Source organism: Sphaerotilus montanus (genome assembly GCF_013410775.1).
Lineage (GTDB): Bacteria > Pseudomonadota > Gammaproteobacteria > Burkholderiales > Burkholderiaceae_C > Sphaerotilus > Sphaerotilus montanus.
The window spans coordinates 3525885-3541310 of the sequence record NZ_JACCFH010000001.1 but is presented as its reverse complement, the minus strand read 5'-3'; the positions used below and the strand labels follow the sequence as shown (position 1 = coordinate 3541310).

The following is a 15426-nucleotide window of genomic DNA, read 5'->3' as shown; positions in this document are numbered from 1 at the left end:
CGCCCGGTTCATTCCAGCGTTCATCAAATAAACAGCGCGACAATCCCGCCCCATGAGCACCCCGTACCCCGCCCCGGCCGAAACCACGCCCCCCCGCCAGCACTTCGCCAGCGACAACTACGCTGGCATGTGCCCCAACGCCGCGCGCTGGTTCATGGAAGCCCAGACCAGCGGCCACGAACCCGCCTACGGCGACGACCGCTGGACGCAGCAAGTCTCGGAATCCCTGCGCGAGCTGTTCCAGACCGACTGCGACGTCTACTTCGTCTTCAACGGCACGGCGGCCAACTCGCTGGCGCTGGCCTCGCTGTGCCAGAGCTACCACTCGGTGATCTGCACCCCGGTCGCGCACATCGAGACCGACGAGTGCGGCGGGCCGGAGTTCTTCTCCAACGGCTCCAAGCTGCTGACCGCCGAGGGCGAGAGCGCCTCTGCCAGGCTCGGCAAGCTGACGCCCGACGCCGTGGAGACGCTGGTCACCAAGCGCAACGACCTGCACTACCCCAAGCCCAAGGTGGTAAGCCTCACGCAGGCCACCGAACTCGGCACCGTCTACAGCGTCGAGGAAGTCCGCGCCATCGCCGCCATCGCCAAGCGGCGCCACCTCAAGGTGCACATGGACGGCGCGCGCTTCGCCAACGCGGTCGCCACGCTGGGCTGCCACCCGAGCGACATCACCTGGCGCGCCGGGGTCGATGTGCTGTGTTTCGGCGGCACCAAGAACGGGCTGCCGATCGGCGAGGCGGTGGTGTTCTTCGACCGGACACTCTCGGAAGACTTCGCCTACCGCGTCAAGCAGGCGGGGCAGCTCGCCTCGAAGATGCGCTTCATCTCGGCGCCCTGGCTCGGCCTGCTCGAAAACGACACCTGGCTGGCCAACGCCCGCCACGCCAACGCGATGGCACTGCGGCTGTACCGGGCGCTGGACGGTGTGGCCGGGGTCGAGCGCCTGCACGCTCCGCAGGCGAACGCCGTGTTCGCCCGGCTCTCGCCTGCGGCCATCGCCCGGGTGCAGGCCAAGGGCTGGCGCTTCTACCAGTTCATCGCGGGCGGCGGCTGCCGCTTCATGTGCTCGTGGGACACGACGCCTGAGTCGGTGGACGCCTTCGCCGCCGACATCGTGCAGGCCTGCGCCTGAGCGCCGGGCGCCCCCGCCTCCTCTGCTTCCGTTTCACCAAGGATTCCCCATGACCGCTCGCCTGATGCAGAGCCTGCCGGACTCCGGCGCCCCCGCCCAACTCTTCATCCTGCTGCACGGCGTTGGCGCCTCGGCCGACGACCTGGTGCCGCTGGCCAAGGTGCTGCGCCAGTCCTTCCCGCAGGCGGCGCTGCTGCTGCCGGACGGCTTCGAGCCCTTCGACGCCGCACCCGCCGCGCAGGGTCGCCAGTGGTTCTCCATCGTCGGCGTGACGGAGGAGAACCGTGCCGAGCGCGTGCAGGCCGTGGTGCCGACGCTGATCGACTGGGTGCGCGGCCACCAGCAGCGCCTCGGCGTGGGCCCGGCGGCGACCGCGCTGGTCGGCTTCTCGCAGGGCAGCATCGTGTCGCTCGAAGCGGCGGTGGCGGCGCCGGATCTGGTCGGGCGGGTGCTGGCGTTCTCGGGCCGCTTCGCGCAGCTGCCGGAAGCTGCCCCGCCGCTGACCACCTTCCACTTCTTCCACGGCGCGCAGGACAGCGTCATCCCGGCGCAACAGTCGACCACCGCCTTCGAGCACGTGGCCGCACTCGACGACGGCGATGCCACCCTCGACATCGCCGAGGAAGTGGGACATGCACTGCATCCGGCGCTGCTGGAGCGGGCCGTGTTTCGCCTGACGCACCACGTGCCGCCGCGCCTCTGGCGCGAGGCCATGAGCCTGGCTGGCGCCCCCACCGACGCAGCCTGAGGGCCGGCACCCGTTTGTTCACCTGGGCATCGATCCGGGCTGAACTGCCCTTCAATTGCTCCTGAATTTCGGGGATTGCGCAAGACGGACAAACGCGACAGTGCGGACTCTGCACTCCACTTCGCCTGTCATTCCCATGCCGCTGCATCCCCGGTCAGACTGCGATCCCGCCACACCGCTCGGCGAGGGTCCGCGCATGATGGTTGCCGAGGTCGTGCCCGTGTGGCAACGCCACGTCGAAGCGTCCCGGGCTGCCGTGGAGAGCAGCATCAGCGACCTGCTCGAAACGTTCTCCCGGCTGTGCGATGGCGTGCTGGCCGCCAGCCAGCACACACCCGGCACCCAGCAGGACCGCACCGACCCGTCGGTCACCGCGGTGCAGGCCTATCAGGACGCCGTGCTGACCCGCATGCTCGACGAGACGGGCATCATCCACCAGCGCCGCGAGCAACTGCTTGCGCAGCTGTCCGAATCCCTGCTGCAGCTGGATGCGATCGAGGCCGATCTGCGCGGCAGCCTGCCCCCCGATGCCAGGCCGCTGCTGCGACTGGACGACTCCCGCTCGGCGCTGGCCCTGCTGGCCCAGCAGGTGGCGGCGGACACGCGGGCAGACCATGAGCGCCAGGACCGGGCCTTCGTCGAAGCGCGGCAGGCGCTGATCCAGCTGACCCTGGAACGTGCGCCCGCCGAAACCGCGGCCCAGGCACTGCAGGCACTCAGCGCGCGCATCGAGAAGGACCTGGAGCGGATGCTGGTCAGCATGCAGTTCCAGGACCGCCTCAACCAGACGCTGGTCAGTGTCACCAGCGACATGCAGCGCTTCACGGAATGGATGCGCTGCAACGAGCACGCCAGCCACGCCGACGCGATGCGCTGGCTGGCCGAGCTGGAACGCTCCTACACGATGCAGGACCAGCGTGCCCGGCACCACGACCAGACCGACACCGCTGCGCCGGGTGGCAGCGTCGAGTTTTTCTGATTCAGACCGAGGACCTTTCCATGAACACGCCCCTTCCTGCCGGCAAGACCATTCTGGTGATCGACGATTCGAGCAGCTTCCGCACCGTCGTCAAGCTGGCACTGCAGAAGGCGGGCTACGCGGTGGTGGAGGCCGTGGATGGAGAAGATGCCGTGGCGCAGCTCGACACCCATCCGCCGGCCCTGATCGTCTGCGACGTCAACATGCCGCGCATGGACGGGCTGAGCTTCGCGCGCCACGTCAAGACCACCGCCGACCACCGGTTCACGCCCATCATCATGCTGACCACCGAGTCGCAGGACGCCAAGAAGGCGGAAGGGCGTGCGGCCGGCGTGCGGGCCTGGATCACCAAGCCTTTCCAGCCCTCGCAGCTGGTGGACGCCGTGGCCAGGCTGTGCCCGTGAGCAACCGATGAGCTGGCCGATCGACGGTGACCTGACCATCCGCCACGCCACCCGGCGGCGCGAACAGCTGCTCGCCTGGCTGGCCGAGGCCGGCCCGGACGACGCGCTGGACATGGCCCGCGTGGCCGCATGCGACTCGTCGGGACTGCAGCTGCTGCTGGCGCTGCGCCTCAGCCGTGCCGGGCAGGGCCGTGGTCTGGCGCTGTGCAACGTGACGCCAGCGCTGGCCGAGGTGCTGCAGCGCTGCGGTCTGGACAACACCCTGGCCCATGCCTGACCCGGCGCACCAGTACCTGCGCTTCGCACTGGGCCTGGGGCGCTACACGGTGGACCTGGCCCGGGTGAAGGAAATCCTGGAGATCGGTCCGCTGACGCCGGTGCCGATGATGCCGTCCTTCGTCCGCGGCGTGATGAACCTGCGCGGGGCGGTGGTACCGGTGATCGACCTCGGTGACCGCCTCGGCCTGGGCGTCGCCAGCATCGGGCGCCGGTCCTGCATCGTGATGGTCGATCTGGCCGTGCAGACGCGGGACGAACTGCCACCCATGGGCGTGCTGGTCGATGCGGTGGACGAGGTGGTCGATGCCAGGGCGGCCGACCACGAACCGGTCCCGCCCCTGGGCACCGAGGTGGATCCGCGCTATCTGCGCAGTCTGGTGCGGGTGCGCGGCGTGGCCACGCCGGAGCTGGACCTGCCCGCGGTGCTGGACCCGGCTGCGCTGGCACACGCCATGGTGGCCAGCACCTGCCGACGCTGAATCACGTCGAGAGCCCGTCAGCCCGCGTCCGGCAGGCTGCCCGGCAGCGGCGTCACCGGCAGTGCCACATCCCCGCACTGCGCACGGTGGCGCAGCACATGGTCCATCACCACCAGCGCCAGCATCGCCTCGGCGATCGGCGTCGCGCGGATGCCGACGCAGGGGTCGTGGCGGCCGAAGGTTTCCACCGTCGTCGGCTCGCCCGCGCGGTTGACCGAATCGCGCGGCGTGCGGATCGAGCTGGTCGGCTTGATGGCGATCGACACCACCAGATCCTGCCCGGTCGAGAGACCGCCGAGCACACCGCCGGCATTGTTGCTGCGGAAACCCTCTGGCGTCATTTCGTCGCCGTGCTCGGTGCCACGCTGAGCCACCGATGCGAAGCCCGCGCCGATCTCGACACCCTTGACTGCGTTGATGCCCATCATGGCGTAGGCCACGTCCGCGTCGAGCTTGTCGAACAGCGGGTCGCCCAGCCCGACCGGCATGCCGCGTGCGACCACCTGGATGCGCGCGCCGCAGGAGTCTCCCGCTCGACGCAGGTCGTCCATGTAGGTCTCCAGCGCCTCGATCTGCGACGTGCCGGGAGCAAAGAACGGATTCAGCGGGATTTGCGCCTCGTCCTCGAAGGGAATCGCGATCGGACCGAGCTGGCTCATCCAGCCCAGGAAGGTGGTGCCGTGGCGGGCCTGCAGCCACTTCTTGGCGACGGCACCGGCCGCCACCATCGGTGCAGTCAGCCGTGCCGACGAGCGCCCGCCGCCGCGCGGATCGCGCAGGCCGTACTTGCGCCAGTAGGTGTAGTCGGCGTGGCCCGGGCGGAAGGTGTCGAGGATGTTGCCGTAGTCCTTGCTGCGCTGGTCGGTGTTGCGGATCAGCAGGGCAATCGGCGTGCCGGTGGTCAGCCCCTCGTAGACGCCGGAGAGGATCTCGACCTGGTCGGGCTCGTTGCGCTGGGTGACGTGGCGGCTGGTGCCGGGGCGGCGGCGGTCGAGGTCGGGCTGGATGTCGGCCTCGGACAGCGCCAGCCCGGGCGGGCAGCCGTCGATGACGCAGCCGATGGCCGGGCCGTGGCTTTCGCCGAAATTGGTGACTCGAAACAGGAGACCGAAAGTGCTGCCGGACATGGTGCGGATGGGTGCTGCTTGCGCTGGAGAAGAACGCCCGATTGTAGGCGCCGACCTGTAGCGCGAACTGAGCCCCCTATCCCCTGCTGCTCCAGCCATTGGCATCGCCGCCGCCCATGAGAATTCAACCGAATCGCACATCAAGGATCAAGATGAGCACGGCCCTCAAGAACCCTACATCCCCCCGGTCATCGACTGGCGGCGGAACCCCCTCCGCACAGCGCAGCGGCAACGCTGCAGGCGCTGCCGGTGATACCAGCCACATGCGAGGCGAGTACCTGACGTTCCGCCTCGGCCATGAGGAATACGGCATCGACATCCTCAAGGTGCAGGAAATCCGCTCCTACGAGGCCCCGACGCGCATCGCCAATGCCGCCTCGTGCTTCAAGGGCGTGGTGAACCTGCGCGGCGTGATCGTGCCGATCGTCGATCTGCGCATCAAGTTCGGCTGCGAGAGCGTCGAGTACAACGGCTTCACGGTGGTGATCGTGCTGAACATCCGCGGGCGGGTGGTCGGTGCGGTGGTCGACTCGGTGTCGGACGTGCTGGAGTTGCCCGGCGAGGCCGTGCGCCCTGCCCCGGACATGGACACCAGCCAGGACACCAGTTTCATCACCGGCATTGCCAGCCTGCAGGACCGCATGCTGATCCTGCTCGACATCGAACGCCTGATGGGCAGCAACGACCTCGGCCTCAGTTCGGCCTCGTCCGACATGTGAACAGATGCTGAAGATTCCAGCCGCGAGTCCCCAGGGGCTCGTTTCAGGCACGGTGCGTTAAGGGCACCGTGCCTTTTTTATGGCATCCTGCGTTAATAACATTTAGTTACTTTTGTATCAGAAATTGATACGTAATCGATCCAGGAGGAAAAAACCATGGCTGATCGCTTCCGACACATGTCCATCCAGACTCGGCTGGTCCTGGGAACCATGGTTCCGCTGGGGTTTGCCGCTGCAGGCATGGGGATGGCCTGGGTGCCGGCCATCACCGGTTCGGCCAGCGCAGGCCGCTTCGAGCTGCTGTCCGTGGCGCTGCTGTTCGTGGCCATCGGAACGGGGCTGGTCCTGCTGCAGGTCAACACCCAGGCCGTCCAGCGCCCGCTGGAAGACGCCAGCGCGATGACAAAGGCACTGATGCAGGGGCAGTACGGGGTCCACGTGCGCGTGAACCGGCTGGACGAGACAGGCCAGTTGCTGGTCGCGCTGGAACAGCTCGGTGACTACCTGGCGGTGATGCTGCCGGAACCCGATGACGAGGCATCAGGCCGTTCGCGACACACGGGCCCGACGACCGGCGCGCTGGAGCGCATTGCCGAGCAGTTGCGCGGCGACGAAGACCGGTCTGCCGCACCGACTGCGGTCCTGCCGAAGGCATCGCCGACACCATCGCCAGCACACCTTCGTCTGCTGACCGCTCAGGCCTGACCGCGGACCGGGTCGGTCGTGGTCGGCTCGGTCGCGTCGGCCGGCCAGTCGCGGATATAGGCCTTGAGCATGCGGTTCTCGAAGTCCTGGCTGTCCACCACGGCCTTGGCGACGTCGTAGAACGAGATCACGCCCATCAGCATGCGCGCGCTCATCACGGGCATGTAGCGCGCATGGCGCTCCAGCATCATGCGGCGCACCTCGTCGATCTCGGTGCCGGGCGTGCAGGTCAGCGGATGGTCGTCCATCACGCCACGCACCAGCATCTTGCCGACCACGCCGCCATTGCGCACGATCGCCTGGATCACTTCGCGGAAGGTGAGCATGCCGGCCAGATCGCCGTGCTCCATCACCACGAGCGAGCCGATGTCGTTCTCGGCCATGGCCGTGATCGCTTCGGACAGCGGGTGGTCCGGGGTGACGGTGAACAGCGTGTTGCCCTTCACACGCAGGATGTCGCTGACTTTCATGGTGGCCTCTCGAAGACTGGAATACTGGAAACGCTGGAAACGCTGCAAACGGATGCGCGAACGACAGGCGCTGTTGCGCCAATATAGCCCACAATGCGCGCAAAAATCACCCTGAGGAGCCCCCGATGGCCGGATACGCCGCCCCCGGATTCGACACCCTCGCGCTGCACGCCGGCAGCGCGCCCGACCCGGTCACCGGGGCCCGCGCCGTCCCGCTGCACCTGAGCACGTCCTTCGTCTTCGAGTCGGCCGAGCATGCCGCCTCGCTGTTCAACCTGGAGCGCCCCGGTCACGTCTACAGCCGGCTGTCCAACCCGACCACCGCGGTACTGGAGGAGCGCATCGCCGCGCTGGAAGGCGGTGTCGGCGGTCTGGCCACGGCCAGCGGACAGGCCGGTCTGATGCTGGCCATCACCACGCTGGCCAGCGCGGGCGACCACATCGTGGCCAGCAGCGCGCTCTACGGCGGCTCGCACAACCTGCTGCACTACACGCTGCCACGCCTGGGCATCCAGACCACCTTCGTGCGCCCTGGTGACCACGACGCCTGGCGCGCCGCGATCCGGCCCGAGACCAGGCTGCTGTTCGGCGAGACGCTGGGCAGTCCGGGTCTGGACGTGCTCGACATCCCCGCCGTGGCGCAGATCGGCCACGACCACGGCCTGCCGCTGCTGGTGGACGCCACGCTGACCACGCCCTGGCTGCAGCGTCCGCTGGACCTTGGGGCGTCGCTGGTCCTGCATTCGGCGACCAAGTTTCTCTGCGGCCACGGCACGGTCGTCGGGGGGCTGCTGGTCGATGGGGGCAACTTCGACTGGGACGCCGCCCATGCCCGGCACGGCCGCGCCGCGACGCTGTGCGAGCCCTGCGACGGCTTCCACGGCATGGTGTTCACCGAGGAAAGCTCGGTCGGCGCCTTCGGGTTGCGGGCACGGCGCGAAGGTCTGCGCGATTTCGGGGCCTGCATGAGCCCGCACACGGCGTGGCTGATCCTGCAGGGCATCGAGACGCTGCCACTGCGCATGGCGCGCCATGTCGAGAACACGCAGCGCATCGTCGAGTTTCTCGCCACACAGCCGATGGTCGGTCGCATCCGCCATCCCTCGCGGCCCGACCATCCCGACCACGCCCTGGCCAGCCGCCTCCTGCCCAAGGGCTGTGGCGCGGTGTTCAGCTTCGACCTGCAAGGCTCGCGCCGGCAGGGCCAGGCCTTCATCGAGGCGCTGGAGCTGTTCTCGCACCTCGCCAATGTGGGCGATGCCCGCTCGCTGGTGATCCACCCGGCCTCGACCACCCACTTCCGCATGGACGACGCAGCGCTGGCCGCCGCCGGCATCGGCCCCGGCACGGTCCGGCTGTCGGTCGGCCTGGAAGACCCGGCCGACCTGATCGACGACCTCCAGCGCGCCCTCAAGGTGGCGCAGAAAGCCGCGTGATGGCCATGCCCATGTCCCTTTCCACCCGCTCTGCCATGTACGCCTACACCGGCGGCCGGCCGTTCGACGCAGCCCTGCCCTGCGTCGTGTTCATCCACGGCGCGCTCAACGACCACAGCGTCTGGACGCTGGCCGCGCGCTGGTGCGCACACCACGGCCACGGCGTGCTCGCCGTGGATCTGCCGGGGCATGGCCGCAGCGCGGGCCCTGCCCTGCCGGATGTCGAAGCGATGGCCGACGCCGTGCTCGCGCTGCTGGCCGAACACGGCGTGCAGCAGACGGCGCTGGTCGGGCACAGCATGGGCTCGCTGATCGCGCTGGAAGCCGCCAGTCGGGCCGCACCAGGGCTGGTCAGTCACCTCGTGATGGTCGGTACCGCCTATCCGATGCGTGTCTCGCCCGCGCTGCTGGCCACTGCGGCACAGGAGCCGCTGGCGGCGATCGACCAGGTGGTGACCTTCTCGCACGCGTCGATGGCAGCCAAGCCATCCTACCCCGGGCCAGGTGCGTGGCTGCATGGCGCCAGCCGCGCGCTGATGCGTCAGGTGCTCGCGCGGGGCACCGGGGTGGCAGGCATCGAACACAACCTGTTCCACCACGACTTCACGGCCTGCGACCGCTACGCCCATGGACTGGCCGCAGCGGAGCAGCTGCGCACCGCCGGAAACACCCGCTGCAGCCTCATCGTGGGCGGCCGGGACCGCATGACCATGCCGAAACAGGCCGCCACGATCGCCCAGGCCCTCGGTGCACAGGTGCACACGCTGCCGACCGCCGGCCACGCCCTCATGCAGGAAGACCCGGACGGCCTGCTCGCCGCGCTGCGCCTGTCGCTGCGCTGAGCGACTCAGCGCGACATCGCCGGCTTCATCTGGCGGCGCAGGGCAACCGCCGACGTGGCCGCTGCGGGTTGGGCCTGGGTGTCCAGCCGAAAGATGCGGACCGCTTCGGACACCATCTCGGCCTGCGCGCCCACCGAACTGGCCGCACGGCTCAGGTCCTGCACCAGCGTGGCGTTGTGCTGGGTGAGGGTTTCCATGTTGGCCACGGCCTCGTTGATCTGCGAGATGCCGACCAGTTGCTCGGTGGCGCCCGCGCCGATGCCGCCCACCAGCGTGCTCATCTGCCGCACGGCAGCGAGCGCCTCGTCCATGGAGCTGCAGGCCAGGTCGGTCTGCAGGGTCCCCGCCTCGACCTTGCTGGCGGCATCCTGGATCAGCTCCTTGATTTCCTGCGCCGCCACCGACGTGCTCTTGGCCAGCTGGCGCACCTCGCCCGCCACCACGGCAAAGCCGCGGCCCTGCTCACCCGCCCGGGCCGCCTCGACCGCTGCATTCAGCGCCAGCAGATTGGTCTGCAGCGCGATGCCATCGATGACCTGGACGATTTCCTGGATGCGGCGCGAGGCCTGGCTGATGGTCTGCATCGTCTCCGTCACGCGGTGGACGGCGTTCGTGCTGCGCGAGGTGATGTCCGACGTCTGCAAGGCCATGTCGGCCACGCCGCGGGCGCTTTCGGCGCTGTGGCGCACGGTGGCGGTGATCTGCGTCATCGACGCCGACGTCTGAACCAGACTGGACGCCTGGGACTCGGTGCGCTCGGACAGTTCGAGGTTGCCGCGGGCCATTTCACCCGCCGTGCCCTGCAGCGATTCCACCCCGGCACGGGTGTCCCCGACAATCGCCAGCAGGTTGACCGACAGCTGGTTGAGTGCCCGTTCGAGCCGCCCGGCCAGACCGGGTTGATCGGCTGGCAGGCGGCGGCTCAGATCACCCGCAGCCATGCGGTTGGCGAACTGGAGCAAGCGCTGCATCGGCTGCACGGTCGTGAAGCCGATGCGCCAGGCGGCCACTGCTGCCGCGCCCGCCACCAGCACCGCGGCCAGCACCCACGACAACACACCCAGGCCCCCAGCAGCCGCCTGGCCGACCTGTCCGGCGACCATCCCGGTCAGGCCACACCCGCAGCAGAGCAGAAACAGTCGCTTGGATGGACGGACTGCCAGCCGGCGGCCCAGCCTTGCTGACCAAGTGTGCAGTTCGACCCGTCCGCTGCGCAGCCGGTGACGGCCGGCACCGCCGGACGACTGCTCCGCCCGCATCGCGGCGTAGAGTTGCTCCGCAGCCTCGATTTGCGCGCGACTGGCCTGCGTGCGCACCGACATGTACCCCGCGGGCCGATCGCCCTCGAACAGTGGCGTGACATTGGCCATGACCCAGTAATGGTCGCCGTTCTTGCGCCGGTTCTTGACGATCCCGGACCAGGGCTCGCCACCAGCGATCGTGGTCCACATGTCGCGAAAGGCCTCCGCCGGCATGTCGGGATGGCGGATCAGGTTGTGCGGCTGCCCGAGCAGTTCCTCCCGGACAAAACCACTGACCTCGATGAACGCGGGATTGCAATAGAGGATGCGCCCCTGCGCATCCGTGGTTGACACCAGTGCTCGCCCGGTCGGAAATGGATATTCAGTCTGGGTGACTGGCAAGTTGCTGCGCATGGGATACCCCCCGGTAACACGCTCGGCCCGATTCCGTCAAATGACGGTCTGGCGAGAGGTTATGCAATGCACGCGCGCCAGAGATGCATAAAACAGGGACTAACGCGGGGTAGTTTCAGCGCGAGACAGGGACAGATGCCGGTACCGGTACCGATACCGACACCGATACCAGCATCAAGGCGAGAACGCCCCGCCCAGCGCGTCCGCCAGTCGCATCTCGGACAGACCGGCATGGCGCCAGAACGGCTCATCCTGCCAGCGTGCGGACAGCAGCAAGGCCTGCACCAGTGGCGCCACCGGCGTGCAGGCCGGATCGATCAGCAGCACGTGGCGCGCCAGCCCCGGCTCGGACAGGCTGCCGACCCAGTCCAGGCGCTGCAATTGCTCGACCACCGGATCGACCTGCAGCGGATCCAGATGCAGCCGCTCGCACAGCTCGACCAGCGCCACACCACGCACCGTGCTCTGCCGGGCCAGGGCCAGTTCGCGCAGCACGGTCAGCGCGAGCATGAACCGCCATCCCGGCGTCACCGCGTGGCGCACCACGCGCATCTGCAGGCTCGGCGCATAGGCCGCGATCACCGCGCCGAGCAGCACGATCACCCAGCCCAGGTAGATCCAGCTCAGCAGGATCGGCACCGTGGCGAATGCGCCGTAGATCGTGGTGTAGGTCGGTGCGAGGCCCAGGTACCAGGCCAGCCCGCGCTTGGCCAGCTCGAACCCCACGGCGACAAACACGCCCCCCAGCGCCGCATGGCTCCAGCGCACCTGGGTGTTGGGCACGAACTTGAACAGTGCCGACATGCCGGCGGCCATCAGTCCCAGCTCGATCAGCCCCAGCAAGAAGGAGACCCCGCCCGGCAAGGCCTCGACCAGTCCGCTGGAAGCGGACACGGCATACGAGGTCATCGACAGGCTGACACCCAGCACCAGTGGTGTCAGCGTGGCCGTGGCCCAGTACACCAGCACGCGCTGGGCGAGCGGTCGGGGCTGGCGCACCCGCCAGATGGCGTTGAGGGAGCGGTCGATGGTCAGCAGCAGCGCGAGGGCCGTGAAGACCAGCACCACCAGGCCGATCGTACCGACCTGGCTCGCCTTGCTGGCGAACAGCGTCAGCTGCTTCAGCACGGGGCGGGCGATGGCGTCCGGCACCAGGTTCTGCAGGAAATAGACCTCCAGCGCCTTGCGGAAATTCGCGAACATCGGGAAAGCCGTGAAGAGCGCGAAGGTCACCGTCGCCAGCGGCACCAGCGAGATCATGGTCGTGAAGGTCAGGCTGCCGGCCGTGACACCGAGCCGGTCTTCACGGAAACGCTGGCGCAGCGTGCGCAGCGTGTCGAGCCACGGCCAGTGCTGGAGGGCAGCCCAGCGACTGCTGAAGGGATTCATGATGGCTATCATGCCAAAGCTGAACCGATGACCCCCACGATGACCGAACCCGCCCTGTCCACACCCCACGCTGTCCCTGCGCCCGCCCATCCGGCCGGCATCCCCACCTCCGCGGTCCTGCGCAGCCGCTGGCTGGCCTTCGGGACCTGTCTGGCGCTCGTGGCGCTGGGGCTGCTCTGGGAACTGGCACTGGCACGCACCGGCAGCGGCACGCTCGCCATCAAGGTGCTGCCGCTGGTGCTGGCACTACCGGGCCTGTGGCGCATGAAGCTCTACACCTACCGCTGGCTGAGCCTGGCCGTCTGGCTCTACGCCGCCGAAGGCGCGGTGCGGATCAACAGCGCGCCAGGACGCGAGGTGCCGCTGGCCGCGGTCGAGATCGTGCTCTCGGTGCTGCTGTTCACCGCCTGTGCCTGGCATGTGCGTGAACGGCTGGCAGCCGGGCGGCTGGCCGCTGCGGTGGCCTGAACGGCAGGAGGACACCCATGCCGAACCAGGACCTTCCGCTGATCGCCGAACTCTGCACCGCTGTCGGAGCCGCCCACGTGCTGCGCGACGGTGATCTGGTGGCCTACGAACGCGACTGGCGCAAGCGCTGGCACGGCCGCGCGCTGGCGGTGGTGCGGCCCGGCAGCACGGCCGAAGTGGCCGCGGTGATGCGCCTGTGCGCCCGACACGGCGTGGCCGTGGTGCCGCAGGGCGGCAACACCAGCCTGGTTGGTGGCTCGGTGCCGGACGACAGCGGCACGCAAGTGCTGCTGAACCTGGGCCGGCTGCACCGGGTGCGCAGCATCGACGCGGCCAACCTGACGATGACGGTCGAGGCCGGCTGCGTGCTGCAGGCCGCACAGGCCGCGGCCGAGGCGGCAGGGCTGCTGCTGCCGCTGAGTCTGGCGGCGGAAGGCAGTTGCACCATCGGCGGCAACCTCTCGACCAATGCAGGGGGCACGCAGGTGCTGCGCTACGGCAATGCCCGCGAGCTCTGCCTCGGGCTGGAGGTGGTGACGCCATCCGGCGACATCTGGGAGGGTCTGAGCGGACTGCGCAAGGACAACACTGGCTACGACCTGCGCCACCTCTACATCGGCAGCGAAGGCACGCTGGGCGTGATCACCGCCGCGGTGATGCGCCTGTATCCGCAGCCGGCGGCCTCGATGACCGCGCTGGCCGCCTGTGCGTCGGTGGAACAGTGCGTGGCGCTGCTGCAACTGGCACAGGCCCGCGCGGCGGCATCACTGACCGGCTTCGAGGTGATGAGCGACTGCGCGCTGTCGCTGGTCCGCAAGCACTTCCCGCAGATCCCGCAGCCGCTGCCACCCGCCGCCTGGACCGTGCTGCTGGAAGTCTCCGACGCCGAAAGCGCCGACCACGCCCGGACCGTGTTCGAAGGGTTGCTGGAGGCCGCGCTGGAGGCCGGGGCCATCACCGATGCGGCCGTGGCGTCCTCGGTCGCACAGTCGCGGTCGATGTGGCACCTGCGCGAGTCGATCTCGATGGCGCAGGCCGAAGAAGGCCTCAACATCAAGCACGACATCGCCTTGCCTGTGTCGCGCATTCCGGCCTTCGTGGCCAGCACGGATGCGGCGCTGGAGCAGGCCTTCCCGGGCGCACGGCTGGTCAACTTCGGGCATCTCGGCGACGGCAACCTGCACTACAACGTGCAGGTGCCGGTCGGTGGATCCCCCGCGGAGTTCCTGGCACGGCACGAACACGCGGTCAACACGCTGGTCTATGACGCGGTGCAGGCGCACGGCGGTTCGATCTCGGCCGAGCACGGCATCGGGGCCCTGAAGCGGGATGAACTGGCGCAGCGCAAGTCACCGGTCGCGCTGACGCTGATGCGGTCGATCAAGCAGGCACTGGACCCCGGTCAGCGCATGAACCCTGGCCGGATGCTGGACACCGCCAGCATCACTGCAACGGACCCTTGAGTCCCTCGGGAATCGGCAGGTGAACGACGTCGATGCCCTCTTCGCGCAGGGCCTGCGCCTCAACAGGTGTCGCCTCGCCGCGGATGTTGCGGTGTTCGATCTCGCCGTGGTGGATGCGCCGGGCCTCCTCCGCGAAGTGCGCCCCGACGTCTTCGGTGTTGGCCAGGACATGGCGCATGGCCTGGAGCAGGATGGCCTCGGCCTGGGCACGCTCGGGGGTCTGGGCAATGCGTGAGCCCGGTTCAAGTCCGGACCTGGGCACATGGCCTGGTGCGGGACTGGCGGGAGCCGATGGGATGTCCGCAGGGGGTGTTCTGGCGCCGGACAGGTTGAGCCGCGGTGCAGAGGGCATGCGCAGGACCTCGGCCATCCCGCACATCGGACAGGTCAGCAATCCGCGGGACTGCTGCGACTGGTAATCCTCTTCCGAGCCGAACCAGCCCTCGAAGGCATGGCCGGACGCACATTGCAGATTGAGTACTTTCATGACCGAACGATTATCGGTCGCAGCCCCAGTCTTCGGCTTTTTTCCAGGTCAAAGCCCAGCGACCGGCACGCCATTGCTGCAACCAGAGCAGCGCGACCATGGTCTTGGCATCGGTGACGGAGCCATCGGCGATCCATCCGGCCAGATCGTCTTCGGTGGCCGCGAAGACATCGAGGAACTCCCCCGCATCCAGTTGCCGCTCGCCCGCCACCAGTCCGCGGGCGAACCAGACTTCGATCCGCTCGCTGGAGTAGGCAATGGCGTTGTGCAACTCTCCTGCATACGCCCATTCGGCCGCACGGTAGCCCGTTTCCTCGAACAGCTCGCGCACGCCGCAGACGATGCCGGGCTCGCCCGCTTCCAGCTTGCCGGCCGGAAATTCGAGGTAGGCACGGTGCATGGGGTAACGGTACTGCCGCTCCATCACCAGACGCCCGTCGTCCAGCACCGGCACGACCATCACGGCACCCGGGTGAACGATGTATTCGCGGTACGAGGTGCTGCCATCGGGCAGCGACACATCGTCCTGGCGCACCTGCAGGAAGCGTCCGCGGTAGGCCTCGCGCGATTGCACGCAGGTCTCGCGCAGGTGCGCGTCATCGGCGGGCAGTCCATCCAGTTCCAGCAATGCCATGGAG

Annotated in this window: 18 protein-coding genes; 12 read left to right on the top strand and 6 right to left on the bottom strand. The window is 68.5% G+C overall.

The annotated features are described in order from the left end of the window. Positions 1–52: 52 nt before the first annotated feature. From BDD16_RS16145 to BDD16_RS16120, 6 genes are all read left to right on the top strand, one after another. Positions 53–1138, top strand: a complete 1086-nt coding sequence (locus tag BDD16_RS16145) for a threonine aldolase family protein (protein WP_179634894.1) — start codon at positions 53–55, stop codon at positions 1136–1138. Between the two features lie 49 nt (positions 1139–1187). Continuing rightward, on the top strand, positions 1188–1886 hold the full coding sequence (ypfH, locus tag BDD16_RS16140) for an esterase (RefSeq protein ID WP_179634893.1): 699 nt from the start codon (positions 1188–1190) through the stop codon (positions 1884–1886). A gap of 196 nt (positions 1887–2082) precedes the next feature. Then, positions 2083–2865, top strand: coding sequence for a hypothetical protein (locus BDD16_RS16135; protein WP_179634892.1), 783 nt, complete (start codon positions 2083–2085; stop codon positions 2863–2865). Between the two features lie 20 nt (positions 2866–2885). Then, entirely contained in the window at positions 2886–3269 is a 384-nt protein-coding gene (locus BDD16_RS16130; RefSeq protein WP_179634891.1) for a response regulator, read from the top strand. Between the two features lie 7 nt (positions 3270–3276). Next, positions 3277–3546, top strand: coding sequence for an STAS domain-containing protein (locus BDD16_RS16125; protein WP_179634890.1), 270 nt, complete (start codon positions 3277–3279; stop codon positions 3544–3546). Beyond that, entirely contained in the window at positions 3539–4027 is a 489-nt protein-coding gene (locus BDD16_RS16120) for a chemotaxis protein CheW (protein WP_179634889.1), read from the top strand. The genes BDD16_RS16125 and BDD16_RS16120 overlap by 8 nt, the downstream gene beginning before the upstream one ends. 17 nt (positions 4028–4044) lie before the next feature. Here the strand turns inward: BDD16_RS16120 and aroC are convergent, their stop codons facing one another. After that, entirely contained in the window at positions 4045–5154 is a 1110-nt protein-coding gene (aroC, locus tag BDD16_RS16115) for a chorismate synthase (RefSeq protein WP_179634888.1), read from the bottom strand. Positions 5155–5417: 263 nt separating this feature from the next. On the opposite strand from aroC, the gene BDD16_RS16110 reads away from it, so the two are divergent. Both BDD16_RS16110 and BDD16_RS16105 read left to right on the top strand, forming a co-directional pair. Then, positions 5418–5873 carry a chemotaxis protein CheW gene (locus BDD16_RS16110; protein WP_246332811.1) on the top strand — a complete coding sequence of 152 codons (456 nt, stop codon included), beginning with the start codon at positions 5418–5420 and terminating at the stop codon, positions 5871–5873. 177 nt (positions 5874–6050) lie between these two features. Continuing rightward, entirely contained in the window at positions 6051–6578 is a 528-nt protein-coding gene (locus BDD16_RS16105; protein ID WP_179634886.1) for a hypothetical protein, read from the top strand. Here the strand turns inward: BDD16_RS16105 and BDD16_RS16100 are convergent. Beyond that, entirely contained in the window at positions 6569–7048 is a 480-nt protein-coding gene (locus tag BDD16_RS16100; protein ID WP_179634885.1) for a CBS domain-containing protein, read from the bottom strand. The genes BDD16_RS16105 and BDD16_RS16100 overlap by 10 nt on opposite strands. A 125-nt stretch (positions 7049–7173) precedes the next feature. Here BDD16_RS16100 and BDD16_RS16095 point away from each other — a divergent pair, with 125 nt between their 5' ends. Together BDD16_RS16095 and BDD16_RS16090 are read left to right on the top strand one after the other, a co-directional pair. Next, a complete protein-coding gene (locus BDD16_RS16095; RefSeq protein ID WP_179634884.1) occupies positions 7174–8484 on the top strand; it encodes an O-acetylhomoserine aminocarboxypropyltransferase in 1311 nt (436 codons plus the stop codon). Between the two features lie 5 nt (positions 8485–8489). After that, positions 8490–9326 (top strand): alpha/beta fold hydrolase, encoded by an 837-nt coding sequence (locus tag BDD16_RS16090; protein WP_179634883.1) that lies wholly within the window; start codon positions 8490–8492, stop codon positions 9324–9326. A gap of 5 nt (positions 9327–9331) precedes the next feature. Here BDD16_RS16090 and BDD16_RS16085 read toward each other — a convergent pair whose 3' ends face one another. Further along, positions 9332–10921: a methyl-accepting chemotaxis protein gene (locus BDD16_RS16085; protein ID WP_310732780.1), complete on the bottom strand. Its 1590-nt coding sequence runs from the start codon at positions 10919–10921 to the stop codon at positions 9332–9334. 234 nt (positions 10922–11155) lie between these two features. Next, positions 11156–12370: a YihY family inner membrane protein gene (locus BDD16_RS16080; protein ID WP_246332574.1), complete on the bottom strand. Its 1215-nt coding sequence runs from the start codon at positions 12368–12370 to the stop codon at positions 11156–11158. Positions 12371–12409: 39 nt separating this feature from the next. Between BDD16_RS16080 and BDD16_RS16075 the strand changes: the two genes are divergently transcribed. Both BDD16_RS16075 and BDD16_RS16070 read left to right on the top strand, forming a co-directional pair. Then, the gene (locus tag BDD16_RS16075) at positions 12410–12838 is read left to right on the top strand and encodes a DUF2069 domain-containing protein (protein WP_179634880.1); all 429 of its coding nucleotides are present in this window, start codon (positions 12410–12412) and stop codon (positions 12836–12838) included. A gap of 17 nt (positions 12839–12855) precedes the next feature. Next, positions 12856–14301 carry an FAD-binding oxidoreductase gene (locus BDD16_RS16070; protein ID WP_179634879.1) on the top strand — a complete coding sequence of 482 codons (1446 nt, stop codon included), beginning with the start codon at positions 12856–12858 and terminating at the stop codon, positions 14299–14301. On the opposite strand, the gene BDD16_RS16065 is transcribed toward BDD16_RS16070, so the two are convergent. Both BDD16_RS16065 and BDD16_RS16060 read right to left on the bottom strand, forming a co-directional pair. Continuing rightward, on the bottom strand, positions 14282–14788 hold the full coding sequence (locus BDD16_RS16065; protein ID WP_179634878.1) for a DUF1178 family protein: 507 nt from the start codon (positions 14786–14788) through the stop codon (positions 14282–14284). The two genes, BDD16_RS16070 and BDD16_RS16065, sit on opposite strands and share 20 nt — an antisense overlap. A gap of 10 nt (positions 14789–14798) precedes the next feature. Then, a complete protein-coding gene (locus BDD16_RS16060; protein ID WP_179634877.1) occupies positions 14799–15422 on the bottom strand; it encodes an NUDIX domain-containing protein in 624 nt (207 codons plus the stop codon). Positions 15423–15426: the final 4 nt, after the last annotated feature.